Annotated in this window: 12 protein-coding genes; 5 read left to right on the top strand and 7 right to left on the bottom strand. The window is 23.0% G+C overall.

Annotated elements, in window-relative coordinates; all coding sequences use genetic code 4:
- Positions 1-2 precede the first annotated feature (2 nt).
- Complete coding sequence (locus ACXX84_RS00940) at positions 3-1763, bottom strand: site-specific DNA-methyltransferase (protein ID WP_458572737.1); 1761 nt, start codon at positions 1761-1763, stop codon at positions 3-5.
- A 129-nt stretch (positions 1764-1892) separates the two neighbouring features.
- Between ACXX84_RS00940 and ACXX84_RS00935 the strand changes: the two genes are divergently transcribed.
- Both ACXX84_RS00935 and ACXX84_RS00930 read left to right on the top strand, forming a co-directional pair.
- Positions 1893-2516: a hypothetical protein gene (locus tag ACXX84_RS00935; RefSeq protein ID WP_458572736.1), complete on the top strand. Its 624-nt coding sequence runs from the start codon at positions 1893-1895 to the stop codon at positions 2514-2516.
- 382 nt (positions 2517-2898) lie between these two features.
- A complete protein-coding gene (locus ACXX84_RS00930; RefSeq protein ID WP_436358417.1) occupies positions 2899-3885 on the top strand; it encodes a hypothetical protein in 987 nt (328 codons plus the stop codon).
- Between the two features lie 60 nt (positions 3886-3945).
- On the opposite strand, the gene ACXX84_RS00925 is transcribed toward ACXX84_RS00930, so the two are convergent.
- From ACXX84_RS00925 to ACXX84_RS00905, 5 genes are all read right to left on the bottom strand, one after another.
- Entirely contained in the window at positions 3946-8925 is a 4980-nt protein-coding gene (locus ACXX84_RS00925) for an MGA_1079 family surface serine endopeptidase (RefSeq protein WP_458572735.1), read from the bottom strand.
- A 7-nt stretch (positions 8926-8932) separates the two neighbouring features.
- Entirely contained in the window at positions 8933-10156 is a 1224-nt protein-coding gene (locus ACXX84_RS00920; protein WP_458572734.1) for a discoidin domain-containing protein, read from the bottom strand.
- An 8-nt stretch (positions 10157-10164) separates the two neighbouring features.
- Complete coding sequence (locus tag ACXX84_RS00915; protein ID WP_458572733.1) at positions 10165-11889, bottom strand: Na/Pi cotransporter family protein; 1725 nt, start codon at positions 11887-11889, stop codon at positions 10165-10167.
- Between the two features lie 15 nt (positions 11890-11904).
- Positions 11905-13239 carry a signal recognition particle protein gene (ffh, locus tag ACXX84_RS00910; protein WP_436358421.1) on the bottom strand — a complete coding sequence of 445 codons (1335 nt, stop codon included), beginning with the start codon at positions 13237-13239 and terminating at the stop codon, positions 11905-11907.
- Positions 13240-13347: 108 nt separating this feature from the next.
- The gene (locus ACXX84_RS00905) at positions 13348-14061 is read right to left on the bottom strand and encodes a R.Pab1 family restriction endonuclease (protein WP_436358422.1); all 714 of its coding nucleotides are present in this window, start codon (positions 14059-14061) and stop codon (positions 13348-13350) included.
- A gap of 37 nt (positions 14062-14098) precedes the next feature.
- On the opposite strand from ACXX84_RS00905, the gene ACXX84_RS00900 reads away from it, so the two are divergent.
- Positions 14099-15292 carry a hypothetical protein gene (locus ACXX84_RS00900; RefSeq protein WP_436358423.1) on the top strand — a complete coding sequence of 398 codons (1194 nt, stop codon included), beginning with the start codon at positions 14099-14101 and terminating at the stop codon, positions 15290-15292.
- Positions 15293-15401: 109 nt separating this feature from the next.
- Here the strand turns inward: ACXX84_RS00900 and ACXX84_RS00895 are convergent, their stop codons facing one another.
- A complete protein-coding gene (locus ACXX84_RS00895; protein WP_458572732.1) occupies positions 15402-20390 on the bottom strand; it encodes an MGA_1079 family surface serine endopeptidase in 4989 nt (1662 codons plus the stop codon).
- A 90-nt stretch (positions 20391-20480) separates the two neighbouring features.
- On the opposite strand from ACXX84_RS00895, the gene pheS reads away from it, so the two are divergent.
- Entirely contained in the window at positions 20481-21428 is a 948-nt protein-coding gene (gene pheS / locus ACXX84_RS00890) for a phenylalanine--tRNA ligase subunit alpha (protein WP_436358425.1), read from the top strand.
- Complete coding sequence (locus ACXX84_RS00885) at positions 21428-23587, top strand: phenylalanine--tRNA ligase subunit beta (protein ID WP_458560577.1); 2160 nt, start codon at positions 21428-21430, stop codon at positions 23585-23587. Before pheS ends, ACXX84_RS00885 begins: the two co-directional genes overlap by 1 nt.
- Positions 23588-23632: the final 45 nt, after the last annotated feature.

Below are 23632 nucleotides of genomic sequence, written 5' to 3'. Positions count from 1 at the left end.
AATTAATAACCTCTTATCTTTTTAAGTTCTTTAAAGTAATATTTGTAAGGGATTTTGAAAAGCGATATTTCTTTTTTTTCAATTTCTTTTTGTTGTTCTAAGTTTAACTCTACTTCTGTATTTATAAACAATTTTCCTTTATTTTTGATTATTTTTAAAGCAGTTTCTATTTCTTCTTCATTATTTATAAAATAAATTTTTTCATTGTTAATTTCATTTAAATACTCTAGTTCTGCAAGCAATTTAGAACTATTGATTAATATTTCTTCTATTTCAAAATCTTCTTTTTCTGCTTGTGCAAAATTTATAGTTTTAACTTCTAAATACTTTAAATTAAACTCTGAACCATTTGAATATTTTTCGCCATTATCTTTGAATCCTGTTATAACAGTTTTTATTCTTGAAAAAGTTATATTTCTAGATATGTTATTTTCATTATTTGTGCACAAAATAAATTGTCTTTTGCCATTATCCTCTTTATTTAATTCCATTACTGCTTGTGCAGTAGTTCCACTACCGGCAAAAAAATCTAAAACTATTGAATTTTTATTAAAAAATCTTAATATATATTTTATTAAACTAACAGGTTTTGGATTATTAAAGTTTTTATTAATCAATATTTTATTTATTTCTTTTATACCTTCTTTAGTATTTTCAATTACCGATTTCGCTACTTCCATTTCAGAATCTGATAAAAACCTTTTGAAACGTGGTGTTTTAGTTTCATCATCATAAAAATAAATTCGATTATTTTTTAAATGTTCTTCCATAGTTTTTAAGCTATATCTTCATCCTGTTTTTGGATTTTTACATTCTTTTTTTGTAATTGGATGAAGAATTTTATAATTATTTTTTTCGCTAAAAACAGGAGAAGAAGTATTATCTAAAGCAAAAACTTTAAAATTTCAATCTGTCTTTGTTAAATATTCTTTTTCAACTTTATTATAGTTTGAAATTCCTTTTAATTGGGGATTCTCTTTATAAAAAGATTTTAATAGTTGTTCTACTTCCGAAATTTCTAAATTTTCTTCTTTAGCATATTGAAGTAAATCTTGCACTTCTAAAAATCCTGGTTTAGTTATTTTAAAGAAATTTTTTCTTTCTAAAATTTCTCTATTTTTACTATAACACAAAATGTATTCATGATTAGTTGATGTTGTTTTAGAATTGTTTTTTGTTGAATTTTTAATTCAAATAAAATTTTCTATAAAATTAAATTCTCCAAAAATTTGGTCGCATAAAATTTTCAAATGAGCAAACTCATTTTCATCTATGCTAATTAAAATAACTCCATTATCTGCTAATAATTCGCGAGCTAATTTCAATCTCTTATTCATAAAAGATAATCATTTAGAATGCGGGAATTTATCATTTGCATCAACATAATTATCGTTATAAATAAAATCTTTATTTTTAGTGTTATAAGGTGGATCAATATAAATGACTTCGATTTTATTTTTATGAGTTTTCAAAAGTAAATTTAAGGTCAATAAGTTTTCACCTTCTATTAAAAAATTTAATGACTTTTCTTTAGAATTAATTATCTTATTTGCTTTATTTTCCTGCAAAAAAAGAATATTCGACTTTAAAACATTATCTACTTTTTCTTTTTGCTCTTCTCAAATTAAGCCGAATCTTTTTTGACTTACTTCTTTTAATAATAAATTCAGTTGAATTAATCTTTTTTCATCTCTAGTTTCGCTTTTTATTTCTTTTATTAATTCTACAAATTCTTCTTGTTTTGTTTTTGAATAATTACTCATTTTTACTTCCTTTTATTTTCTTTATTATAAATTAAATTTTACTATAAGTATTATTTTATTTATTTTAAAATCTAATAAAATAAAGGAGTATAATTAAAATATAACAATATTATTAAATAGGGAGAAACTATGTTTATACCAACACAAATAATAGATTTAATAAATAAAAATGGAACAGACTTACCGCTAATTTATATTAAAAAAGTTTTAAATGATTATAAATTTTATCAATATAAAGATGAAATAGAATTTTGAGAATGAAATTCTCTAAAAAGAGATTTATCCGATTATTTATCAGATATGATATTAAAAGCAGATTATAACAGAGAAAAAGTTGCTATCTTTTTTTCAACTTCATCTGATAATATAGGTTGATTTTCAGAATCAGTAATACCCGGAGATCCTATATGAGATAAAACTAAAATTTTTTCAGGAATTCTTAGTGGAGTTTTTGAAGGAATAAGTCAAATAATAGAAGCATCTAATTTTATAGATGAAAGAACAAGAGAAAAAGTATATGAAATTTCTTTTTTAATCTCAACTAATGGTGATTTAGACAAAATTAAAAACGATTTAAGTGACTTATTAAATATAATTGATAGTTTGCCTTTCTATCACAGAACAGGACCAAATGGACCAATAATGTATAATAAGATTAAAAATATGATCAATTCAATTAACTCAATAAAAGAAACTGCAATTAAAAGATATATAAACAAAATAAATGGAACAGAAAGAAAATTCATTGAATAATGAAAATCTATTTTGATAAAAAGAATGGTTATTTATTTTATACAGAAATAATTAATGAAAATAACAGTTTTTTAAAAGTTATAGCCAAATTTTTGATTTACCTTTATTTAATTATTTTTACCTTAATTTCTTTTTTTTATATTGATTTTATTTACAATAATTTGTTTTTTGGAATTGTCTATAACTTAATTTTTTTATTCAGTTATTTTAGTGGAATTATTTTATTTTTATTTTTCATTTTAGGTTTTTTAAGAACTTTAAACATTATTATTATCAAATTAATGCTTAAAAGAAATAAAAAATTTAGTAATTTTAAAATATTTATTTTAACTAAATATTACTTTTTTTTACATTTTAAATTTAAAAATGGGAGACAACTTTTATGAACAAAACAAAATACTTTATAAAAAGAGAAATAGAAAAAATAAGTGCAATTACTTCCTTTAAATATCTTATTATTAAAATCTTATTTTCTTTTCTAATTACAAGTTATTGTATTTTAATATCTTCTGCCTTATCACTAAATTTTTCTTTCATTTATGACAAAATTTCAAAATACTATCAAAACCAAGAAACAATTGAAAAAATTTTATTTTACTTAAAAATTTTATTTATTATTTTTTCCGTTTATTTTTCATTAAAACTAGTTAAGAATATTTCGGAATATTATTTACTATATTATTATAACAACTATTTTGTTATGAATTATTGTATGATATTTTTAATAATTATAAATATTTCTAAACTTAATTTTTTTAAAAGTTTTAAATTGATTCAAATTTATTTTAATTTTCAAAAAATTTCATTTATAATTGAAAAACTAAAAAATAAAAATTTAGTTATTATCAATGATCTAGCAGAATATATACTAACAAATGACTACTCCTTAATTAACAAAATAAGTTTAATATCCACAGTCCCTATTAATGAATTAAAATTAGAACAAAATTTTAATAAAATTCTATATAAAGATAATGAAACAATTCGAGGAATAATAAATAAAGTCAATATTGAAATTATCTTTAATAATGATACTATTAAAGAATTTCAAACAAAAAGTAATGGTTTTATAATTTCAAATAAATATTGAAATCTTTTTGAAAACATTTTTAATTTAATATATAAACAAAAAATTCAAAGTGAAAAAGAATCTTTTAAACTATTAAAAACCATTGATAATTTTATTTTTTCTATTGAATTTGAAAAAGATATTCTAGATGAAACTTTTAACAAACTCAAACTATCTAAAAATTATAAAAATACGGAAAATTTACAGGAAAATAACAAAAAAATGCTTTTAAAAACTTTAAATAATGCTGTATTTATTGAAAATAAATTAATTATTAAACAACTAATTGAAAATTTTTAATTTTGAATATTTAACCTAAAAATCATTTATAAAAAGCAATGAAGTTTTTCTTCATTGCATTTATTCTTTTATTTCTTTTCAGAATCAAGGGAGTGCAAAAGAATTAGGATCTTTAGCATTTGCTCTTGCTATTTGAGCACCAAAAGAACCTGTGTTCTTTAAGCTTAATGGATTTTCGTTATTTCAGTTAATACCAAAATAATTAAAATCTGTTGTATCATAACGGAACCCATCAGATCATGCTCCACCAGAACCAGATGTTCAAAGTGCTATAAAACTATTGTCATCTGTAAATATTCCAGAACCAGAATTCCCTGTTCCAAAATATAAAGGTGCAAAATTAGGTGTTTGTGTAAATCTAACATTATCTCTACCTATTGTCGGTCTATGATTTACATATCCTGTTTTAGTTCCTCAAACAGGAAAACCTAAATGAGCTGTATCTCTAATTGTAGGAACAAACATTTCACTTTGTTTATAATTTGCATCAAATTTTAAATCAGGAATTTTAAAAAGATTTTCTAAATGTTTCGCAAGTCCCATTCTTCCATCTCTTTTTGTTTGTTTTAAAAGTGCTTTTAAATCAATAATAGTTACTGCTGCATCATATGCGGCTTTAGATGTACCATTTTTACCTATTTGACTTTTATCTCATCCACCAACTCATATAATTTTGGATGGAACTTTACTAAATCCAACATCATTTTCGGTGGCATTATATCTATATCCTGGATTAATATCATTTTTGTATTTATCACTTGCAATTAAGAAAGTTCTATTTATTTTAGGTTGATAAGGAAGGTTATCACCTGTAATTTGACTTAAACTACCTACTTCTCTATCTACGTGTTGATTTGTTAACACATAAAATCTAGCATCATTTGGATCATTATTAACTTTTCCTATAATTGAACCAGAAGCAAAATAATATTTACCTGCAATATCTGCAGCATACTTTACAACTCTTGATTTTACAGTATTCACAAGTTTTCAATCATATCATTCGTGTCTAATTCATTCTTTATCTGGTTTATATCCTTCATGAATTTTATAAATTACATTTTGATTTGGATTATAAACACTGTAATCTGAATCAATATTTTCATCATTATAATGTAAAATTGGTTGTTGCTGTAAATCATAATTTACATGTTCATAATTATATTGATTAGTTTTGTAATCGCTAAAATGTTCCTTTTGATTGCTATTTGTATATTTCATTACTATTTTTGCTGGTGCAAAATTTAAAATAAAAGCTCTTGAAGGAGAAAAGTTAACATCATTTGGTTGTGTATAAGTTGTATCAATAATAATTTTGTATTCAGGATTTTTTAGTTTTAAAGTAAAGGAAATTCCTGTATTTTCGTCATACTGAGCACTTAAAATATATTCCACTGGTGGCACTTGAATTCAAGTTCTTCCTTTTGGAAATTTATAACCACCAACAACACCTTCTTTAATAACTAATTTACCTATTACTAACTCTTCAAAATCAAAATCAAACTTAGGAACTTTAGATTCATTTCTTACTCTATCATCTTTGTCATTATCAACTGATAAAACATTTCCAAATAAAGTTAATTTAAAACTTCTGTTTTTTGCTCCTGATGCAAGAAAAGTTTTTTCAATATACTGTTTTTTTAGTACTCAAGATGCAACGTTGGTTTTAGGATCTAAAGTTCAAATTAAATCTTTTCAAAAAGGTTCTAATTCTCTTTCTCTTTCAACTTCATTTTCTGAATAAAAGACTGTATTTAGTTTGTTATTATCAAATGTAAGTTTATTAGTTCCTTCATTAGTGATAATCTTTTTAAATCCGCTAATTTTGTATCAAACATCACTGTTAATAACTGAATCATCTTTTTTATAAAAGGCAAATCTAACAAATGCGAAATCATCATTTGCATTTTGAATTTCTGAAATTTTAAAGCGATTTTTAGGTAAAGAAAAATTATTATATTCTATTTCATCGCCAGGATAGTTTAAAGTAACAATTCTATTTAATTCATCCAAATTATTTCTATAATAAGTTACATCATGTTCTTTTAATTGCTCTTTATTAACGTTGATATCTGATAAAGTTATTTTGTTTAAAATAACTGCAGGATAAAGTTCCTGTTGATAATCATTTACAACATTATCTAACACATATTCCTGTTCATTAGTAAATCTTTTGGTATTATCTAAAATATTAATAAATCCAATTTTAAATGATAATGATCACTTATTTATTTGTTTTATATCATAAAAATAATAAAAGTATTTAGTTAATAAATCATTTAAGTTTGCAGTACTTTTAACAATTCCACTTTTAGTAATTAATTTAGCATCTAAAGGTACAAATCAGTCATTATCATAACTTTGTCCAACTAAAGCAGAATCATCAGTTGCATTTGCTAATTTGAAAAAGTAATTCATTTTTTCTAGATGATTTTGGAAAAGAAAATCTTTTATATTAAATGCTCTATACAAGGTAACATCTCCTTGTCTAACTGCTTTTCCTTGAACTTTTCTATGTTGAAAATTAGTTTCATTAATTTTATTGATTTCTGTTTTGAAATTTTCTTCTATTTCACTGTAATTTCCTTTAAAATCGGCTGCTGTAAATTGTTTACCATTGATTGGTTTTATTGCTTCATAAGTAAAATGTCTAAAGAAATCAACTGTTTTTATATATCTTGATTTATTTTCAGGTAAAGGTGCTTTTTGTCCATCTATTTTGTATCAAAAGAAAACATTTGCGTCTCCACCTCTAGCAGTGTCTCTAATTTGTTTTATATTATTATAACTTTCAACATTTTCTACATAAATTTCATATCTACCATATTTAGGTAAAATATAAGAATTTTCAATTGCTATTTTTGCATCTTTTGAATAATAGTCTGTGTGAGTTTTTCTTACACCATCTTTAAATTGAAATTCTTCTAATAAATCACCAACCGGTCCACTTAAAAGTTGTAAAATTTTGTTTTTGTTTACTTCATCATCTTTTTCGGTGTTTTCATTTTCAAATTCTACTGCTTTTAAAGAAGTGAGATTAAAAGTTTTTATAACTTGCTTATTAAATAAAATATTTACTGTTGCTTGCAATTTATTTGTGTTATTTTCTAAACTAAAATTAGGCACTATATCATAACTAAAGAAATTCGAAATACCCTGTTTTTTCTTTATTAAATACTTTTTATATGTTTCATTTTCAAGAAATTCTCTAAATTTAATTTTAGATAATTCAAAGTAGTTAATATCGTAAATTTCATCTAAATTTGCAATAGATATATTATTTATAATAGGTGTAATATTTTTAGCAGAAAAATCAATTTCTTTTCTTATTGTTGTGTGCAAATTAGAATCAGTTTTTGCAACAGCATCTATTGTTACAACAAGAATATTTCTATTATCTTCTTTTAGTTGTAAATTGGAAATTGTGTAATCGATAAAATCTGTATCTAATGCTCCAAAATATAAATTTGCATTTTTTAAGTTAATAGAACCAGAGTATAAATATTGTTTTAAATCAAACTTTTCTGTATTAGAATTTAATTGAAAATTACTTAAATTTGCATTTGCTTCTCTATTGAAAATAGTTTGCAAATCATCATTTGTTGTATCGGTTGCATTTTTTATTTCATTTAATTTTGAAATAAATTGATCTGCTTTATCTATTGATTTAGTGAGATCAAAAATATCTACATCTAACAATTCATTATTTTTAATAAATGAATCAAGTTTTATTTTTTCTTTTAAAAAATTAAATTGTTTTTGTCCTGATAAACTATTGTTTGAAATTCCATTTTCAAATTCTAAAATTAGTGTTTTTAAATTTTCTATTTTAGAAAAAAGTTGTTCTAAAGCATTTTTAAAATTATCTATTTCTTGCTTAGTTTTTATTAATTTTACATTTTGAATTAACTCTTTTTTAAAATTATTTTCAATTTTAGAATTATTTAAATATTCGATTAATTTCTCTTTTGAAATATCGAAATCATTTTTTAGAGAATTGATTTTATTTAATAATTGTTCATAATCTTCAATAGTTTTAATTTCGTTATTTCTGTTGATAAAAAATTGTTTTTGATCATCTGTTAAAAAAGCAAATTCTTTTATTTCTTCCGTAAATTTGGTTTTCTTATAATGTAAATAGGACTCATTTAAATTTTTTGATTTTATATAATTTTTAAAATTTAATGATAAATAATCAATATGATTTTGCAAATCATCTACTGTCTTAAAAGATAAGATTTTCTCTTCAGAAAACCCTTGTTCTATAGTATTTGAAAAAGTGGATCAATCTTCAATTCTTAAAGATCAATTTTCTTTGTAAAAAGAGAAATCATCCAATAGTTCTTTAATATTTTTATCAACTTTTTCTAACTTATTATAGTATTCTTGATAATCAAAAATTTCCTTATTAAATTCAAATTTAAAATTCTTATTGTTAAATTTATAAATGGAAGGATTACTGAAATTTGTATCATTTATTTTTGTAGCAAAATTAGTAATTTCACTATTTAATTTTTTATTTTCATCATCAATTATAGGTAAATTTTGAATTATACTTTTTAGTTCATTAGTTTTTTCTTTAAAGTTAAAATTTTCAAACTTGGTTTTTAAAATTTCTTTAAAGATTTCATCCTTAAAATTAATAATTTTATTATTTTTATTAAATAATATTTCTTTTTTGACAGAAAAAAGATGATTTAACTCTTCAAAAGACATTTGGGCAAATTTATTATATTCATTAACAAAAGATTTAAGTTCATTAATTTGCTCTTCTCTTTTAGTTAAATCTTTTTCTTTTGTATGTAAAAATCAACTATAAAAATTTCTTAAGGGTTCGTCTATTTTATAATTGGGTTGTTTAAGAATAAAAGTTTTTAAATTTAGATTTTGTTCATTATATTTTCTATTATAATCTTTAGTTTCAATATTGTTGTTATTATATAAAATAAGTGATGTTGTAGTTCCTATTAGAACACTTGCACCAATAAGAGAGGTACTTATTCAAAAAATTGCTGCTTTCTTTTTTTTATTATTTTCCATATTTCCCTTATTTTTTAGATAAATTTAATTTATATATAGTTGTATTATTGTTTTCATCTGTAACTAAAATTTTAAATATAGATTTAATTTTTGTATTGTTTTTAATGTTGACTTCATCATAACTAGTTTTAAAAGAATTAAAATTTTCAATAGGTTTATTATTTATTAAAACAGATTTCAAAAAGCTTGAATTAGAATTTTGAGTTAAAATTTTTAAACTATTTTTTACTCAAAATTGAAAATCTGTAATTCCTATCATTGAATCCCCACCATTTGCTGTTTTAGCTGAATCTCATGAAAATTTAAATCACCTTGTATTAATAGGATCAAAATTAAAAACAGTTTGATTAGACACGTTAGCTCCATAAAGTGGGTTTGCTGGAGTTATATCAAATTGACTTCCTTTGTTTTTGTCTAAATTTGTAACTTCTGTTCAATTTTCTCCATCGTTAGAATAAGAAAAATAAAAGGTTTCTGGCAATGTGCTTCCGCCCCATCCATTTTTAAATCAATTGATTCTAATTTGAGAAATGGATTTTCTTTCATCTCATTTAAAAACGATTGTTCTGTCTGAAATGGAAGTATGTCTATTGTGGATATCTCTATTATCTCATCTAGACTCTATTCCTTGATCGCTATCAAGCATTTTTCAAAAATCATAATTTGCTTGATTAAAAATTTTTGTTGATTTGTCATAATCAATTTCTTTTCTGGCACTTAATTCATCAATAGCAGGTAAAACACTTCTTACGTATTCATCTCCATCTACTTGAGTTCTTGTATAAATTGTTAATTGAGTAGTTAAAGATGGATAATCCTTAATGTGCCCCTGAATTGTTGTGGAGTAATCAATGAGTATTTTTTCTTCAAAATCAGTGTCTCAAACAACTTCTTTTTCAAAACTAAAATCTGTATTATTTATAATTAAAACAGTTTTTGGTAAATCTTGTTTAGTAATAACTTTTCCTTTATTAAAATAAAGAATTGGTTCTTGAACAATAAAATTAGTTTCTCTACTAACATCATTTACTGTTTCTTTTATTTTAAAAATATCTGAATTTACCTTTGTGTAAATTCCTTCTTTAAAATTTGGATTAGGATTTTTAGGTGGAAATTTTTCTGAATTTATGTCGTCATTGTTGTTGTTAGAGTTACACGAAACAACAATCAAAGATGTTGATAAAGTTGCTAATAATAAAGGAAAAAAGATTTTTTTGTATTTTTTATTCATAAATATTCCTAGTTATTTAAATCTATAAAATTGGTTCGTTCTTGTTCGGAAATTCTTTTCATTTTAAATCTTGAATTTTTAATGTAGTGACTAATTCTTTGGCAGTGATGTGCCATTCTTTCTATTGTTCTAAGTAAAACGCTATAATCAAAGTCTTTTTCTAATTGTTTTCTGCCTTCTTCTGTTTTTAATCTTTCAACATTGGATTTTGCAAATTCTAAAGTTAAAATATTTAAATTATTAGACATTTTGTCGATAAATTCACTACGCTCTTTTGTTTGTTCTTCAAGTTGAGAAGCGGCATTTTTGATTAAAACAAGCACTAAAGAAACAAGTTCTTTAATTTCCGTAACAATTTCTGGTTCTATGTCAAAGAAAAGTTCGTTTTTCGAGTCATAAATTCTATTTAATTCAATAATTACACTTCGACCTAAACCCATAATTTTATCAATAGAACGGGAAGATAAAATTAAAGATAAATGTGTTTTAGCTTCATTTTTAGTTAAATTATTAGAACTTATTTGAACTAAATAATTGTAAATTAAAGTTCTAGTGTTATCAATTACTTCTTCAAGTTCAGAATATCTTCTAAGTAATTTTGTATCACCAGTTTCAATATATTTATTTAACAATTCAATTCCTGCTTCTGAAATTTTAGCTTGTGAAAATAAAGCATTTTTGGCTGCTTTTAAAGCTAAAGAAGCATTTTGTCCTATTAATTCTTCTGGAAGATAAATATCAAATTCAGCTCCAACTCTTTTCTCTTTGATAAGAAAATTTACTAACTTTTCTAAATATTTTATTAATCAGAAAAATATAGAAACTAAAATGAAATTAAAAAGTAAATGTGCAATTGACAATTGAAGAGCTTTTTGATTTGAAACAATTAACTTAATAAAATCAGAATAAAAGGTAAAAGGTGATAAAAATGGCAATAAAATTAAGGAAATTGTGAAGTTAGTAAATCCTCAAATTAATGCTATTTTTTTAGAATTATTATTTTTTGATGTAAATGAAACAATCAATCCTGTTATTGTTGTACCTAAATTAGCGCCAAAAACAAGAGCAATTGCTGAAGGCAGTTGTAATAAGGAATTTGATTCATTGAAAACAACTTGATATAAAGTAACTGTTGCGCTTGATGATTGCAATAAACCAGTTAAAACAAAGGAAAATAGAAAAGATAATCAAGGATTAATTCCTGCAATTCTTAAAGTTTCTTTAAAGAAATCTTCCTTTACTATTTGCTTTGCTGCACCTGACATTATTTTTAAAGAAAAGAATACCATTCCTATCGAAACTAAAATTAAAAAGATATTTACAGCTTTTTCTTTTTTTGTTAAAAGGGAACCAAAAACTCCAAGAAACATAAAAAGAACAAAGTATTCAGTAAATTGAAAACTCGATTGAAATGAAACAATCAGTGAAGTAGTAGCGGTACCAATATTTGCTCCTAAAAGAAAAGCAATTGCAACCCTTAGTCCAATAAATTTGGCAGCTAATAACCCCATAATTAGAGCAATTGCACCATCTGAAGACTGAATTAAAGTGGTAATTAGTACTCCTACCATAAGTGCGACAAAATTATTTTTGGAAATAACTTTAATTATTTTTTTGAATTTACTATCTCCAATATTTTTTAATGTAGTTGATAGTTTTTTAGTTGCAAAAATAAACAAAGACAAACTGGCTAATGCAAATATAATTGCTAAAGTAGTTGTTTCAAAAATCATATATTAGGAAATTAATTAAAATTTATTAAATATATTTCCTAGTCCTCCCATTCCATTTTTTGACATTTCTTTCATTCTTTTTGAAAGCATTTCAAATTCAGTTAAAAGTTTGTTATAATCTTGAACACTCTTGCCACAACCTTTTAAAATTCTATTTTTTCTTGATGGCATTTTTAACAATTTAGGATTCTTCCTTTCTTCCATAGTCATTGAAGAAATGATAATTTCATATAATTTAATTTTTTCATCAACACCTTCAACTTGAGAAAGATCAATATTTTTAGGTAAACCTGGTATTAGTTTTATTAATTTAGAAAATTTTCCCATTTTTTTCATTTGGTGTAATGAATTTAGTAAATCATCTAAATTAAAATTACCAGCAAGCATTCTTTTACCTAATTTTTCTGCTTTTTCTTTATCAATAACTTCTTCAGCTTTTTCAATTAAAGATAAAACGTCTCCCATTCCTAAAATTCTATCTGCCATTCTATCTGGATGGAATAAATCAAAATTATTAGTTTTTTCACCTGTTCCTATGAAAACAATAGGTAAGTTTAATAATTTTGTTAATGAAAATGCAGCACCACCTCTAGCATCTGAATCTAGTTTAGTTATAATGGAACCTGTTAATTTTAAATAATCATTAAATGTTTGAGCAACATTAATAATATCTTGTCCAGATAAGGCATCTGCAACAAAAAATATTTCACTTGGTTTTACTATTTCTTTAACATCAACAAGTTCATTCATTAAATTTTCATCAATAGATAAACGTCCAGCGGTATCTATAACTACAAAATCATAATATTCATCCTTAGCTTTTTGAATTCCGTTTTTTACTATATTTTGGACGTTAGCATCATTTTCAAAATAAACATCAACATTCAATTGTTTACCAAGAACTTTTAATTGTTCTATAGCAGCAGGACGATAAATATCTGCAGCAATCATTAATGGTTTTTTAATCATTTTTTTTCTTAAAAAATAACTAACTAATTTTGCTGTAGAAGTAGTTTTACCAGATCCTTGTAACCCAGTCATCATTATGATTGTTCTTGTTTGATCTAATTTTATTTCCTTTGTTTTTCCACCAAGGATTTTAGTTAATTCATCATTAACAATTTTAATCATTTGTTGTCCTGGATTTAATTTACCAATTATTTCAGAACCAATTGCTTTTTCTTTAACTTCTTTAATAAAATCTTTTACAACAAGTAAGTTAACGTCAGCTTCTAAAAGTGCTAATTTAATTTCTCTTGTAATTTCTAATAAATCTTCTTCTTTTAAAGTTGTTTTTGAGCTAGCTTTTTGCATAGCTTTTTGTAATCTTTTCCCTAAAAAATCTAACATATTGCTTAATTATATAATAATTAATACCGTTTTGAGTAATATTGATAAAATATTTTAAAATTTTGTTTTTTATTTGCTTTTTTTGATAAAAAATTCATATTTTCGAAACTAAATATTTTCTTTTAAAAATGACAAAATATTCAAAATATCAGTTTTATGTTTTGTTGAACATAAAGCAAATATTTTTACTACAGTCATAAAAACTGTAACTATTTCTTTATTTATAATTAGTTTTAATTCTGTTAAATGTTTAGAAGTTTGTCCAAGTAATAACATGGAATTACTAAATAATGAAATAGGAATATTCAAATAAACCATCGGTTGAAAACCAGATGCATATTGTTGTTTTTGAATTGATATTTCAATATTAATTCCATTATCAAAAGAGTGTAAAAAAGTAGGCAAAACTATATTTTTTTGACTAAAATTTATTTCTTCAATTAATATTTCTTCGGATTTTTGATATTGAATTTTCTTTTCTTCAAAATAAAAGTTATATTTTTTTATTTTTTCAATTAATTTGTTAATATCGATTGTACTAATCATTTTATTTTCTATTAATTCTTTTAATATTCATGATAATTCAAAAAGATTTTTCTTTTTATTTTTGTAATTTACAAATTCAAATTCTTTGTTTTGTTCAGCATCTTTATCATAACTAATTTGTCACTCAAGAAAACAATTATCTTGAAAAAAATCTTTTGTTGTAGCAAATGTCTTAGGAAAATCTATTTCACTTTCTTTGATTTTTCAACGAAATTTTCCTTTATTTTTGGAAGAAAAAAATAATTCTAAAATTCCACTATTATTTTTAATTTTCATAATTAAATTATATTACATAATGTGATAAAATAAAGTAATGAAGCAAATTAATCTTGAAAAAAATATACACTTAGTTGAAAAACAAAAAATTCAACTCGGAAGTTATTATAGTCCTAAAAAAATAGTTCAAATAGCTAAAAAATGGGTTATGGATGAAATTAAAAATAATCCATTTGACCACATTTTGGATTTAGGTGTAGGTTATGGTTCTTTCATTAATGACTTTCTAGATTTAGAAAGCAATTTTATTGCAACTGATATTGATGAATTCAGTGTTAATTTTATAAAAGAAAATTTCCCTAATATTTCCATTTATAAAGAAAATTCGCTTATAAAAGTAAATAGAAGAAAATATAAAATAGAAGAGAATGAAAAAATTCTTATAATTGGGAATCCACCATATAATGACACTTTAAGTCAATACCAAAAAAATAAAAAAGGTTCTTTTGAAATGGATGAAAATCTTGTTTCAAATGATTTAGGTTTATCATTTTTAAAAATGTATAATGAACTTAAAGCAGATTTAATTTGTGTAATTCACCCACTTTCTTTTCTTATAAAAAAACAAAATTTTAATAAATTAAAATCTTTTTTTCAAAACTATAAACTTGAAAAATCTATGATTTTTTCAAGCAAAGAATTTGAACAACTAAAAAATAAAAAAACTAATGAATTTCCTTTAATTTTATCTTTATATAAAAGACAAAACAATATCGAAACAAATTATGAAGATATCTTAAAATTCAAATTTGATATTTTTAATCATCAAGATTTTTTTATCTTAAATAATTTCAATACAATTGATTCAAAAATACATAAATATCCTTTTAAAACTGAAGAAAAAGACATTTTATATTTTTATACATTAAGAGACATAAACTCATTAATTAGAAATAAAACCTTTTTAAGTAAAAAAATAAACAATGCAATAGCAGTTTCTATAGAAAATTTATATAAATACTGCTGATTAGATTTTTGTAAAAATAATTATTCTAATTTGAAAAATAAATTTTTATACTCTAATCTTAGTCCTTTATATACAGAAATGATTGAAAATGATTCAATAAAAAAAATGTTAGTTTCTTGAAGTTTATTAAATAATCAAACATTTAAAGAATTTGTTCAAAATAATAATTTAGAAGATAAAATTAAAAAATTTTATAATATCAATAATTTAGAAATTAATTTTAAAAAATTAGATAAGATATTTAAATCTACTTTAACTTTGTAAGATTTATTTTCTTTTAATAGACTGTAAATATTAAGAAAAGTCATTAGACTTAACAAAACAAGTCTTCCTTTTATAAAGTTTGATATATTATTAACTATTAATTAATTTGCTATTTAATTTCTTTTCAAAACCAAGGTAATGAGAAATCATTTGGATTTTTAGCATTTGCTCTAATGATTTGAGCACCAAAAGAACCGGTATTTTTTAAATTTAATGGATTTTCATTATTTCAATTAATTCCAAAAAAGTTATATTCATCAGTGTCATATCTAAAAATTTCTGAAGTTCCCCCGCCATTTCCTGATGTTCACAAACCAACTAAGCTATTTTTATCAACAAACATCCCAGAACCAGAGTTACCTGAACCAAAATATAAAGGTGAAAAATTTGGTGACTGTGCAAAAATTACACTATTTTTTCTTAAATCAGGACGATGATTTATATAACCAGTTTTAGATCCTCAATAAGGGAAACCTAAATGTGCCATATCTGTTATATTTGGTACAAAAATTTCCGCTGTTTTATAGTCAACATCCAATTTAACATTTTCTAATGTTTGTAAATTTTGAAAATGTTTAACAATACCCATTCTACCTTCTCGTTTTGCTTCTTTAACATAATCTCCTCAATCAATAATTGAAACAGCAGCATCATAATTTCCTTTTTGTTTGCTATCTTTAGAAATTTGATTTCTTTCTCCTGTTCCTACCCATAAAATTTTGGTAGGAATTTGACCAAAACCTACTTCATTTCGTGTTGAAGGATAACCGAAACCATCATTTATATCATTTCTATATTTATCACTTTCAATAAAAATATTTCTATGACTTATTGGTTTATATGGTAAGTTTTCTCCCGAAATTTTAGAAAGTTTATCAACTTCTTTTTCAACATGGTGATTAGTTAAAACATAAAATCTATGATTATTAATGTCATCATTAACTTTAGCTATTATTGTTGCAGAACCATTTCAAAGAGTATGGTTAATATTGGGAACATATTTAATTGCTCTTGATTTTACTGTATTTACAAGTTCTCAATTATGTCACTCACTTCTAATTCACTCTCTATCTGGTTTATATCCTTCATGAATTTTATAAATCACATTTTGATTTGGGTTATAAACATTATAATCTGAATCAACATTTTCATCATTATAGTGTAAGATTGGTTGTTGTTGTAAATCGTAATTTACATGTTCATAATTATATTGATTAGTTTTGTAGTCACTAAAATGTTCATTTTGCTTGCTATTTATATATTTCATTACAATTTTTGCTGGTGCAAAATTTAAAATAAAAGCTCTTGATGGAGAAAAATTAACATCATTTGGTTGGGTATAAGTTGTATCAATAATAATCTTATATTCAGGGTTTTTTAGTTTTAAAGTAAAGGAAATTCCCGTATTTTCGTCATATTTGGCACTTAAAATGTATTCAACTGGAGGCACTTGAATTCAAGTGTTCCCTTTTGGAAATTTATAACCACCAACAACACCTTCTTTGATAACTAGTTTACCTGTTACTAACTCTTCAAAATCAAAATAAAACTTAGGAACCTTAGTTTCATTTCTTATTCGATCATCTTTATCATTATCAACTGATAAAACATTTCCAAATAAAGTTAATTTAAAACTTCGGTTTTTAGTTCCTGATGCAAGAAAAGTTTTTTCAATATACTGTTTTTTTAACACTCAAGATGCAACATTGGTTTTAGGATCTAAAGTTCAAATTAAGTCTTTTCAAAAAGGTTCTAATTCTCTTTCTCTTTCAACTTCATTTTCTGAATAAAAGACTGTATTTAGTTTGTTATTATCAAATGTAAGTTTATTAATTCCTTCATTGGTGGTAATCTTTTTAAATCCGCTAATTTTATATCAAACATCACTTTTAATAACAGAATCATCTTTTTTATAAAAGGCAAATCTAACAAATGCAAAATCATCATTTGCATTTTGAATTTCTGAAATTTTAAAGCGATTTTTAGGTAAAGAAAAATTATTATATTCTATTTCATCACCAGGATAGTTTAAAGTAATAATTCTATTTAATTCATCCAAATTATTTCTGTAGTAAGTTACATCGTGTTCTTTTAATTGCTCTTTATTAACATTAATATCTGATAAAGTTATTTTGTTTAAAATAACTGCAGGATAAAGTTCTTGTTGATAATCATTTACAACATTATCTAACACATATTCCTGTTCATTAGTAAATCTTTTGGTATTATCTAAAATATTAATAAATCCAATTTTAAATGATAATGATCACTTATTTATTTGTTTTATATCATAAAAATAATAAAAGTATTTAGATAATAAATCATTTAAGTTTGCATTGCTTTTAGTGACTCCACTTTTAGTAATTAATTTAGCATCTAAAGGTACAAATCAGTCATTATCATAACTTTGTCCAACTAAAGCAGAATCATCAGTTGCATTTGCTAATTTGAAAAAGTAATTCATTTTTTCTAGATGATTTTGGAAAAGAAAATCTTTTATGTTAAATGCTCTATACAAGGTAATTTGGTCTTGTTTAATTGCTTTTCCTTGAACTTTTCTATGTTGAAAATTAGTTTCATTAATTTTATTGATTTCTGTTTTGAAATTTTCTTCTATTTCACTGTAATTCCATTTAAAATCGGCTGCTGTAAATTGTTTACCATTAATTGGTTTTATTGCTTCATAAGTAAAATGTCTAAAGAAATCAACTGTTTTTATGTATCTTGATTTATTTTCAGGCAAAGGTGCTTTTTGTCCATCTATTTTGTATCAAAAGAAAACATTTGCATCTCCACCTTTATTTTTATATTTAGCATCTTTTATATTATTATAACTTTCAACATTTTCTACATAAATTTCATATCTACCATATTTAGGTAAAATATAGGAATTTTCAATTGCTATTTTTGCATCTTTTGAATAATAGTCTGTGTGAGTTTTTCTTACACCATCTTTAAATTTAAATTCTTCTAATAAATCACCAACTGGACCACTTAAAAGTTGTAAAATTTTATTTCTATTTATTTCGTCATCTTTTTCGGTGTTTTCGTTTTCAAATTCTACTGCTTTTAAAGAAGTAAGATTAAAAGTTTTTATAATTTGTTTATTAAATAAAACATTTACTGTTGCTTGCAATTTATTTGTGTTGTTTTCTAAACTAAAATTAGGTAGTATATCATAACTAAAGAAATTAGAAATACCCTGTTTTTTCTTTATTAAATACTTTTTATATGTTTCATTTTCAAGAAATTCTCTAAATTTAATTTTAGATAATTCAAAATAGTTAATGTCATAAATTTCATCTAAATTAGCAATAGATATATTATTTATAATAGGTGTAATATCTTTGGTAGAAAAATCAATTTCTTTTCTTATTGTTGTGTGCAAATTAGAGTTAGTTTTTGCAACAGCATCTATTGTTACAACAAGAATATTTCTATTATTTTCTTTTAATTGTAAATCAAAAATTGTGTAATCGATAAAATCTGTATCCAATGCTCCAAAATATAAATTAGAATTTTTTAAATTAATAGAACCAGAGTATAAATATTGTTTCAAATCAAACTTTTCTGTATTAGAATTTAATTGAAAATTACTTAAATTCGCAGTGGCTTCTCTATCAAAAATAGTTTGCAATCCATCATTAGTTGCATCAGTTCCGTTTTTTATTTCATTCAATTTTGAAATAAATTGATCTACTTTATCTATTGATTTAGTGAGATCAAAAATATCTACATCTAACAATTCATTATTTTTAATAAATGAATCAAGTTTTATTTTTTCTTTTAAAAAATTAAATTGTTTTTGTCCTGATAAATTGTTATTTAAAATTCCATTTTCAAATTCTAAAATTAGTATTTTTAAATTTTCTATTTTAGAAAAGAGTTCTTCTAAAGTATTTTTAAAATCAAGAATTTCAGTTTTGGATTTTAGAGATTTTACATTATTTATTAATTCAGACTTGCTTTTTTCATTAATAATGGATTGATTTATTTCTGTTATTAAGTTAGATTTAGATAATTGAAAATTTTCCAATTCATTATTGAATTCAATTTCTAAATATTGTTCTTTTATAATTGTATTTACTTCTTTTAATTTGCTAGTAAAAGTCTTTTTTTGCTCTTTGCTTAAAAAAGAACTATTATTTATTTTTATTAAAAATTCTTCTTTTTTATAAATTAAATAATCACTAAAAAGATTATTTAAACTTATAAAAGAATTTAAGTCATTTAAAATAATATTTATATATTTATTAACTTGGCTTAAATTCGAGAGAGAGAGAGAGAAGACGCTTTTTTCCTGTATTTTTTCTTTATATTTGTTTGTAATTTGATTTATTTCATTTTTTAAATTACTATCAGATTTTTCAAAGTAAAAATCTAAAAAAGAAATTGTATCCTTAATTTCGTTTATCTCTAAATCTAAGTTTTTTATTTTTTGAAAGTAATTAGAATAAGAAAAATTTACATCCATAATGTCATTTAAAAAATTTTTATCTACTAATTTTAAAAGAAAATTATTATAAAAATTTGTAGAGTTTATTTTAGTAGAAAAAATATCTAATTCATCATTTAGATTTTTATTTTGTTGATTTATGTAAACTATATCTTTATTCTTTTCTATTAATTGGTTAGTATTATCTTCAAAATTGAAATTATTTAAATTAATGTTTGAAACAATTTTCTTAATTTTGTTTTTAAATTCAATTAATTCATTTGATTTTTTTAATAAATCAGGATATTTTTTTTCTATCCTTGAGTTTAATAATGTCAAAGGTTTGCTTAAAAAAGCATTATATTCTGAAACGAATTTTTGCAAGTTTAAAGATAACTTTTCTTTTTGATATAAATTTAAATCATTATTATTGATAAATTTAAAATAAAATTTTTCTAATAGTGAATCTAATTCACTGTTTGGTTGATTATAAATAAATGATTTCAATTGATTATTTTGTTTGTTTATTTTTTCATTATTAATTTTTTTAGTAATTAAAATGGAAGTTGTTGTAATCCCTAAAGTTAGAGCAATTATAGGAACAGAAAATACCATTATTGTTTTTTTATTAATTTTCATCATACAAACCTTATTCTTAATCATTTATTTTAATAATTTTAAATATATTATAATGCAAAAAATGTTGTTAAAAACATATTTTTATATATAATTTTACATATTAGAAAGGGAAAAATGGAATTAGATAAAATAAAAAATCTCGAAGATTTAAAACAAGCTAAAAATAAAGTATTTGGACCTGAAGGTGAAATAGCAAAATTAACTAAAGAATTAAAACAAACTACTAACGATAAAAAGGCACAAATTGGAAAAAAAATAAAGGAATTAAAAGAAAAAGCTGAACTTTTTTTTCAAAAAGCTGCTGAAAATATAGAAAAACATAGAATTGAATCTAAAATTCAAAACGAATGAATTGATGTTAATGAACCTTTGGAATCAAAAAGTTCATTACACCCTATAACTTTAGTTTCTAAAAAAATAAGAGAGTGATTTTCACAAAATGGATATTTAGAATACACAGATTCAGAAATTGTTAGTGATGAATATAATTTTGAAAGACTAAATATTGCAAAAGATCATCCGGCAAGAGAAATGCAAGATTCTCTGTATATTAATCAAAATCTACTTTTAAGAACTCATAACACAGGAATAAGTGCAAAAACTTTAGAAATGTTTAAAAATCAGTCTTTTAGTCAATTTTCAATTGGAAAAGTTTATAGAAATGACGAAGATGATCAAACACATTCTCATCAATTTACACAAGTAGACTTTATTAGTGTAGGTAATGTTAATTTTCCAAATTTAATCTGAACATTAAAATCTTTTTTATCTTATGTTTTAGAAGAAGAAGTTCAAATTAGAATGAGACCATCTTATTTTCCATTCACTGAACCTTCAGTAGAAGTAGATGTTTTTTACAAAAATAAATGAATAGAAATTTTAGGTGCAGGAATGCTACATAAAAATGTGCTAAAGCAAGCAGGATATACAAATGATATGAATGGTTTTGCAGCAGGAATTGGTCTTGAAAGAATTGCAATGATAAAATACCAAATTCAGGATATTAGAGAATTTTACAAAAATGATTTAAGATTTTTAAATCAATTTAGAAAGGAAAACTAATGATTTTTTCATATAAAAAATTAAGACAATTAGCTAATCTTGATGCTAAAATTACACTTGAAAATGTTTTAGAAGCAATAAATTCCATAGGTTTTGAAGTTGAAAGTTATCAAAAATTTAATAACATTGAAGGTGTTAAATTTGGTAGAATCAAAAACATCTATAAAAATCCAAATGCTGATAAATTGAATGTTTGTGAAATCGAATTTGCTGATAAAGATAGAGTTATTCAAACTGTAGCAATAAATGTTAAGCAAAATGATTACGTAATGGCATTTGTTCCTGGTTCTACCAATGGAAAAATGATTTTTGCTGAAAAAAAATTACAAGGTATTAATTCAGAAGGGATGCTTGTTTCTTTAAATGAACTTGGTTTTGATACTAACTTAGTTTGAGACGAATTTAAAGAAGGTATTTTTACTTTTCAAAAAGTAAATTTACAGGAAAATCCTTTAGATTTGTTTGATCTTGATGATTATTTAATTGATATTAAAATTCTAAGCAATCGTTCTGATGCTAACTCTTATTTAATAATGGCAAAAGAATTAGCTGCCTTTTTCCTTTCAGAACCTCTAAATATAAATTATAAAAATCCAACATTTAATAGCAACTTTATTATAAAAAATAATGAAAACAATCTTTTAACAGGTATTGAAGCTAAAAAAGATGGTAACTTTAAACTAAATATACAAGATTCATTTTTACTTTTAAAATCAGGAATTAAATTAGTTTCCCCTATAGTTGATTTAACTAATTTAACCTTGATTATGAGCGGAATGCCCACTCATGCATATAATAAAAATACTATTAAAAGTCCTTTACAACCACAAATTTTTTCTGGAAAATTTGAAGCACTTGGTAATAAAATTGTAGATTTTACAAACGCACTTGCCATTTATGATGGAAATAATCAAGCAGTTTCTCTTGCTGGAGTTATGGGAGCAGAAAAAACTTCTATAACTAAAGATACTAAAGAAATTATTTTTGAAATTGGTAATTTCTCTATTAAAGATGTAAGACATACAGCAAAGCAACTCAAAATTGATTCTAATTCCTATAAACAATCATCCAAAAAAGTTTCATTAGGTACAATGCTTTTAGGTCATCATTTTTTATCTAATTATTTAACTGAATTTTCACAAATAATCAATCTACCAAAAATAGAGCAAAAATCTATTTATTTTGATATCAATTACATTAATAGAATTGCAGGAAGTGAAATTTCAAAAACCGAAAGATTTGCAACAGTTAAAAAATCACTAGAAATTCTTAGTTTTGAGTTTAAAGGTGAACAAATTATTGTTCCTAACTATAGACATGATATTGAAGATATAGATGATATTCTTGAAGAAGTTTTAAGATTTTATGGATTTAATAATTTGATTTTAAATCAACCAAAAATTAACTCATTTTTAATTAATAGACCAAATATTATTAAAGAAAAAATCTCTTCTAGTGGTTTTCAAGAAGTTTGAACTTATTCTTTAATTTCAAAAGAACGTAATGTTTTTAATCCTTTTGATTTCAAACAAAATATAACTTTAGAAACTTTCGTTTCCAAAGAAAGAGAAGAAATTAGAAACTCTTTAGCAATTTCTTTAGCAGAAGTGATTGAATATAATCAAAAAAGAAAAATCACAGATATTTCTATTTTTGAAGTAGGAATGGTTAATGAATTTAAGAATGTTTTAGCTTTAGCTTCAACTTCTTATCCTTTCAATCAATTAAAAGAAGTGATTTTAAACAATGTTTCAGAAAATTTAACTTTCAAAAGAGCAGAAGATATTAATAATTTTCACACAGGAACAACTGCTTTAATATACCACAACAACACTCTCGTAGGGTGAATTGGAAAAATTTCTCCATATCTAAATATCAGTGATGCTTTGTTTGCTGAAATCAATTTAGATGCTATTGAAAAAGAGAAAGTAATATTTAAAGAGTATGATAATTCACCATTAAAATCAAGAGACATTACCTTTTCATTAACTAAAAGAGAAAGTATAGAAAACGTCATAAATGAACTATATGCTTTATATCAAAATATTTTTTCAATAAAAATTAAAGATAAATTTGAAACTGAGATAGAAGTAAAAATTACCTTAAATATTCTTTGTGATGAAATTGGAATGAAACTAATTGATCAAAAGTACAATTAAAGAAAAAAGCACTCAATTAATGAATGCTTTTTTTGTTTTTTTCTT

This window comes from Mycoplasma sp. AC157 (assembly GCF_054343415.1).
This window is presented reverse-complemented; position numbering and strand designations above follow the sequence as displayed.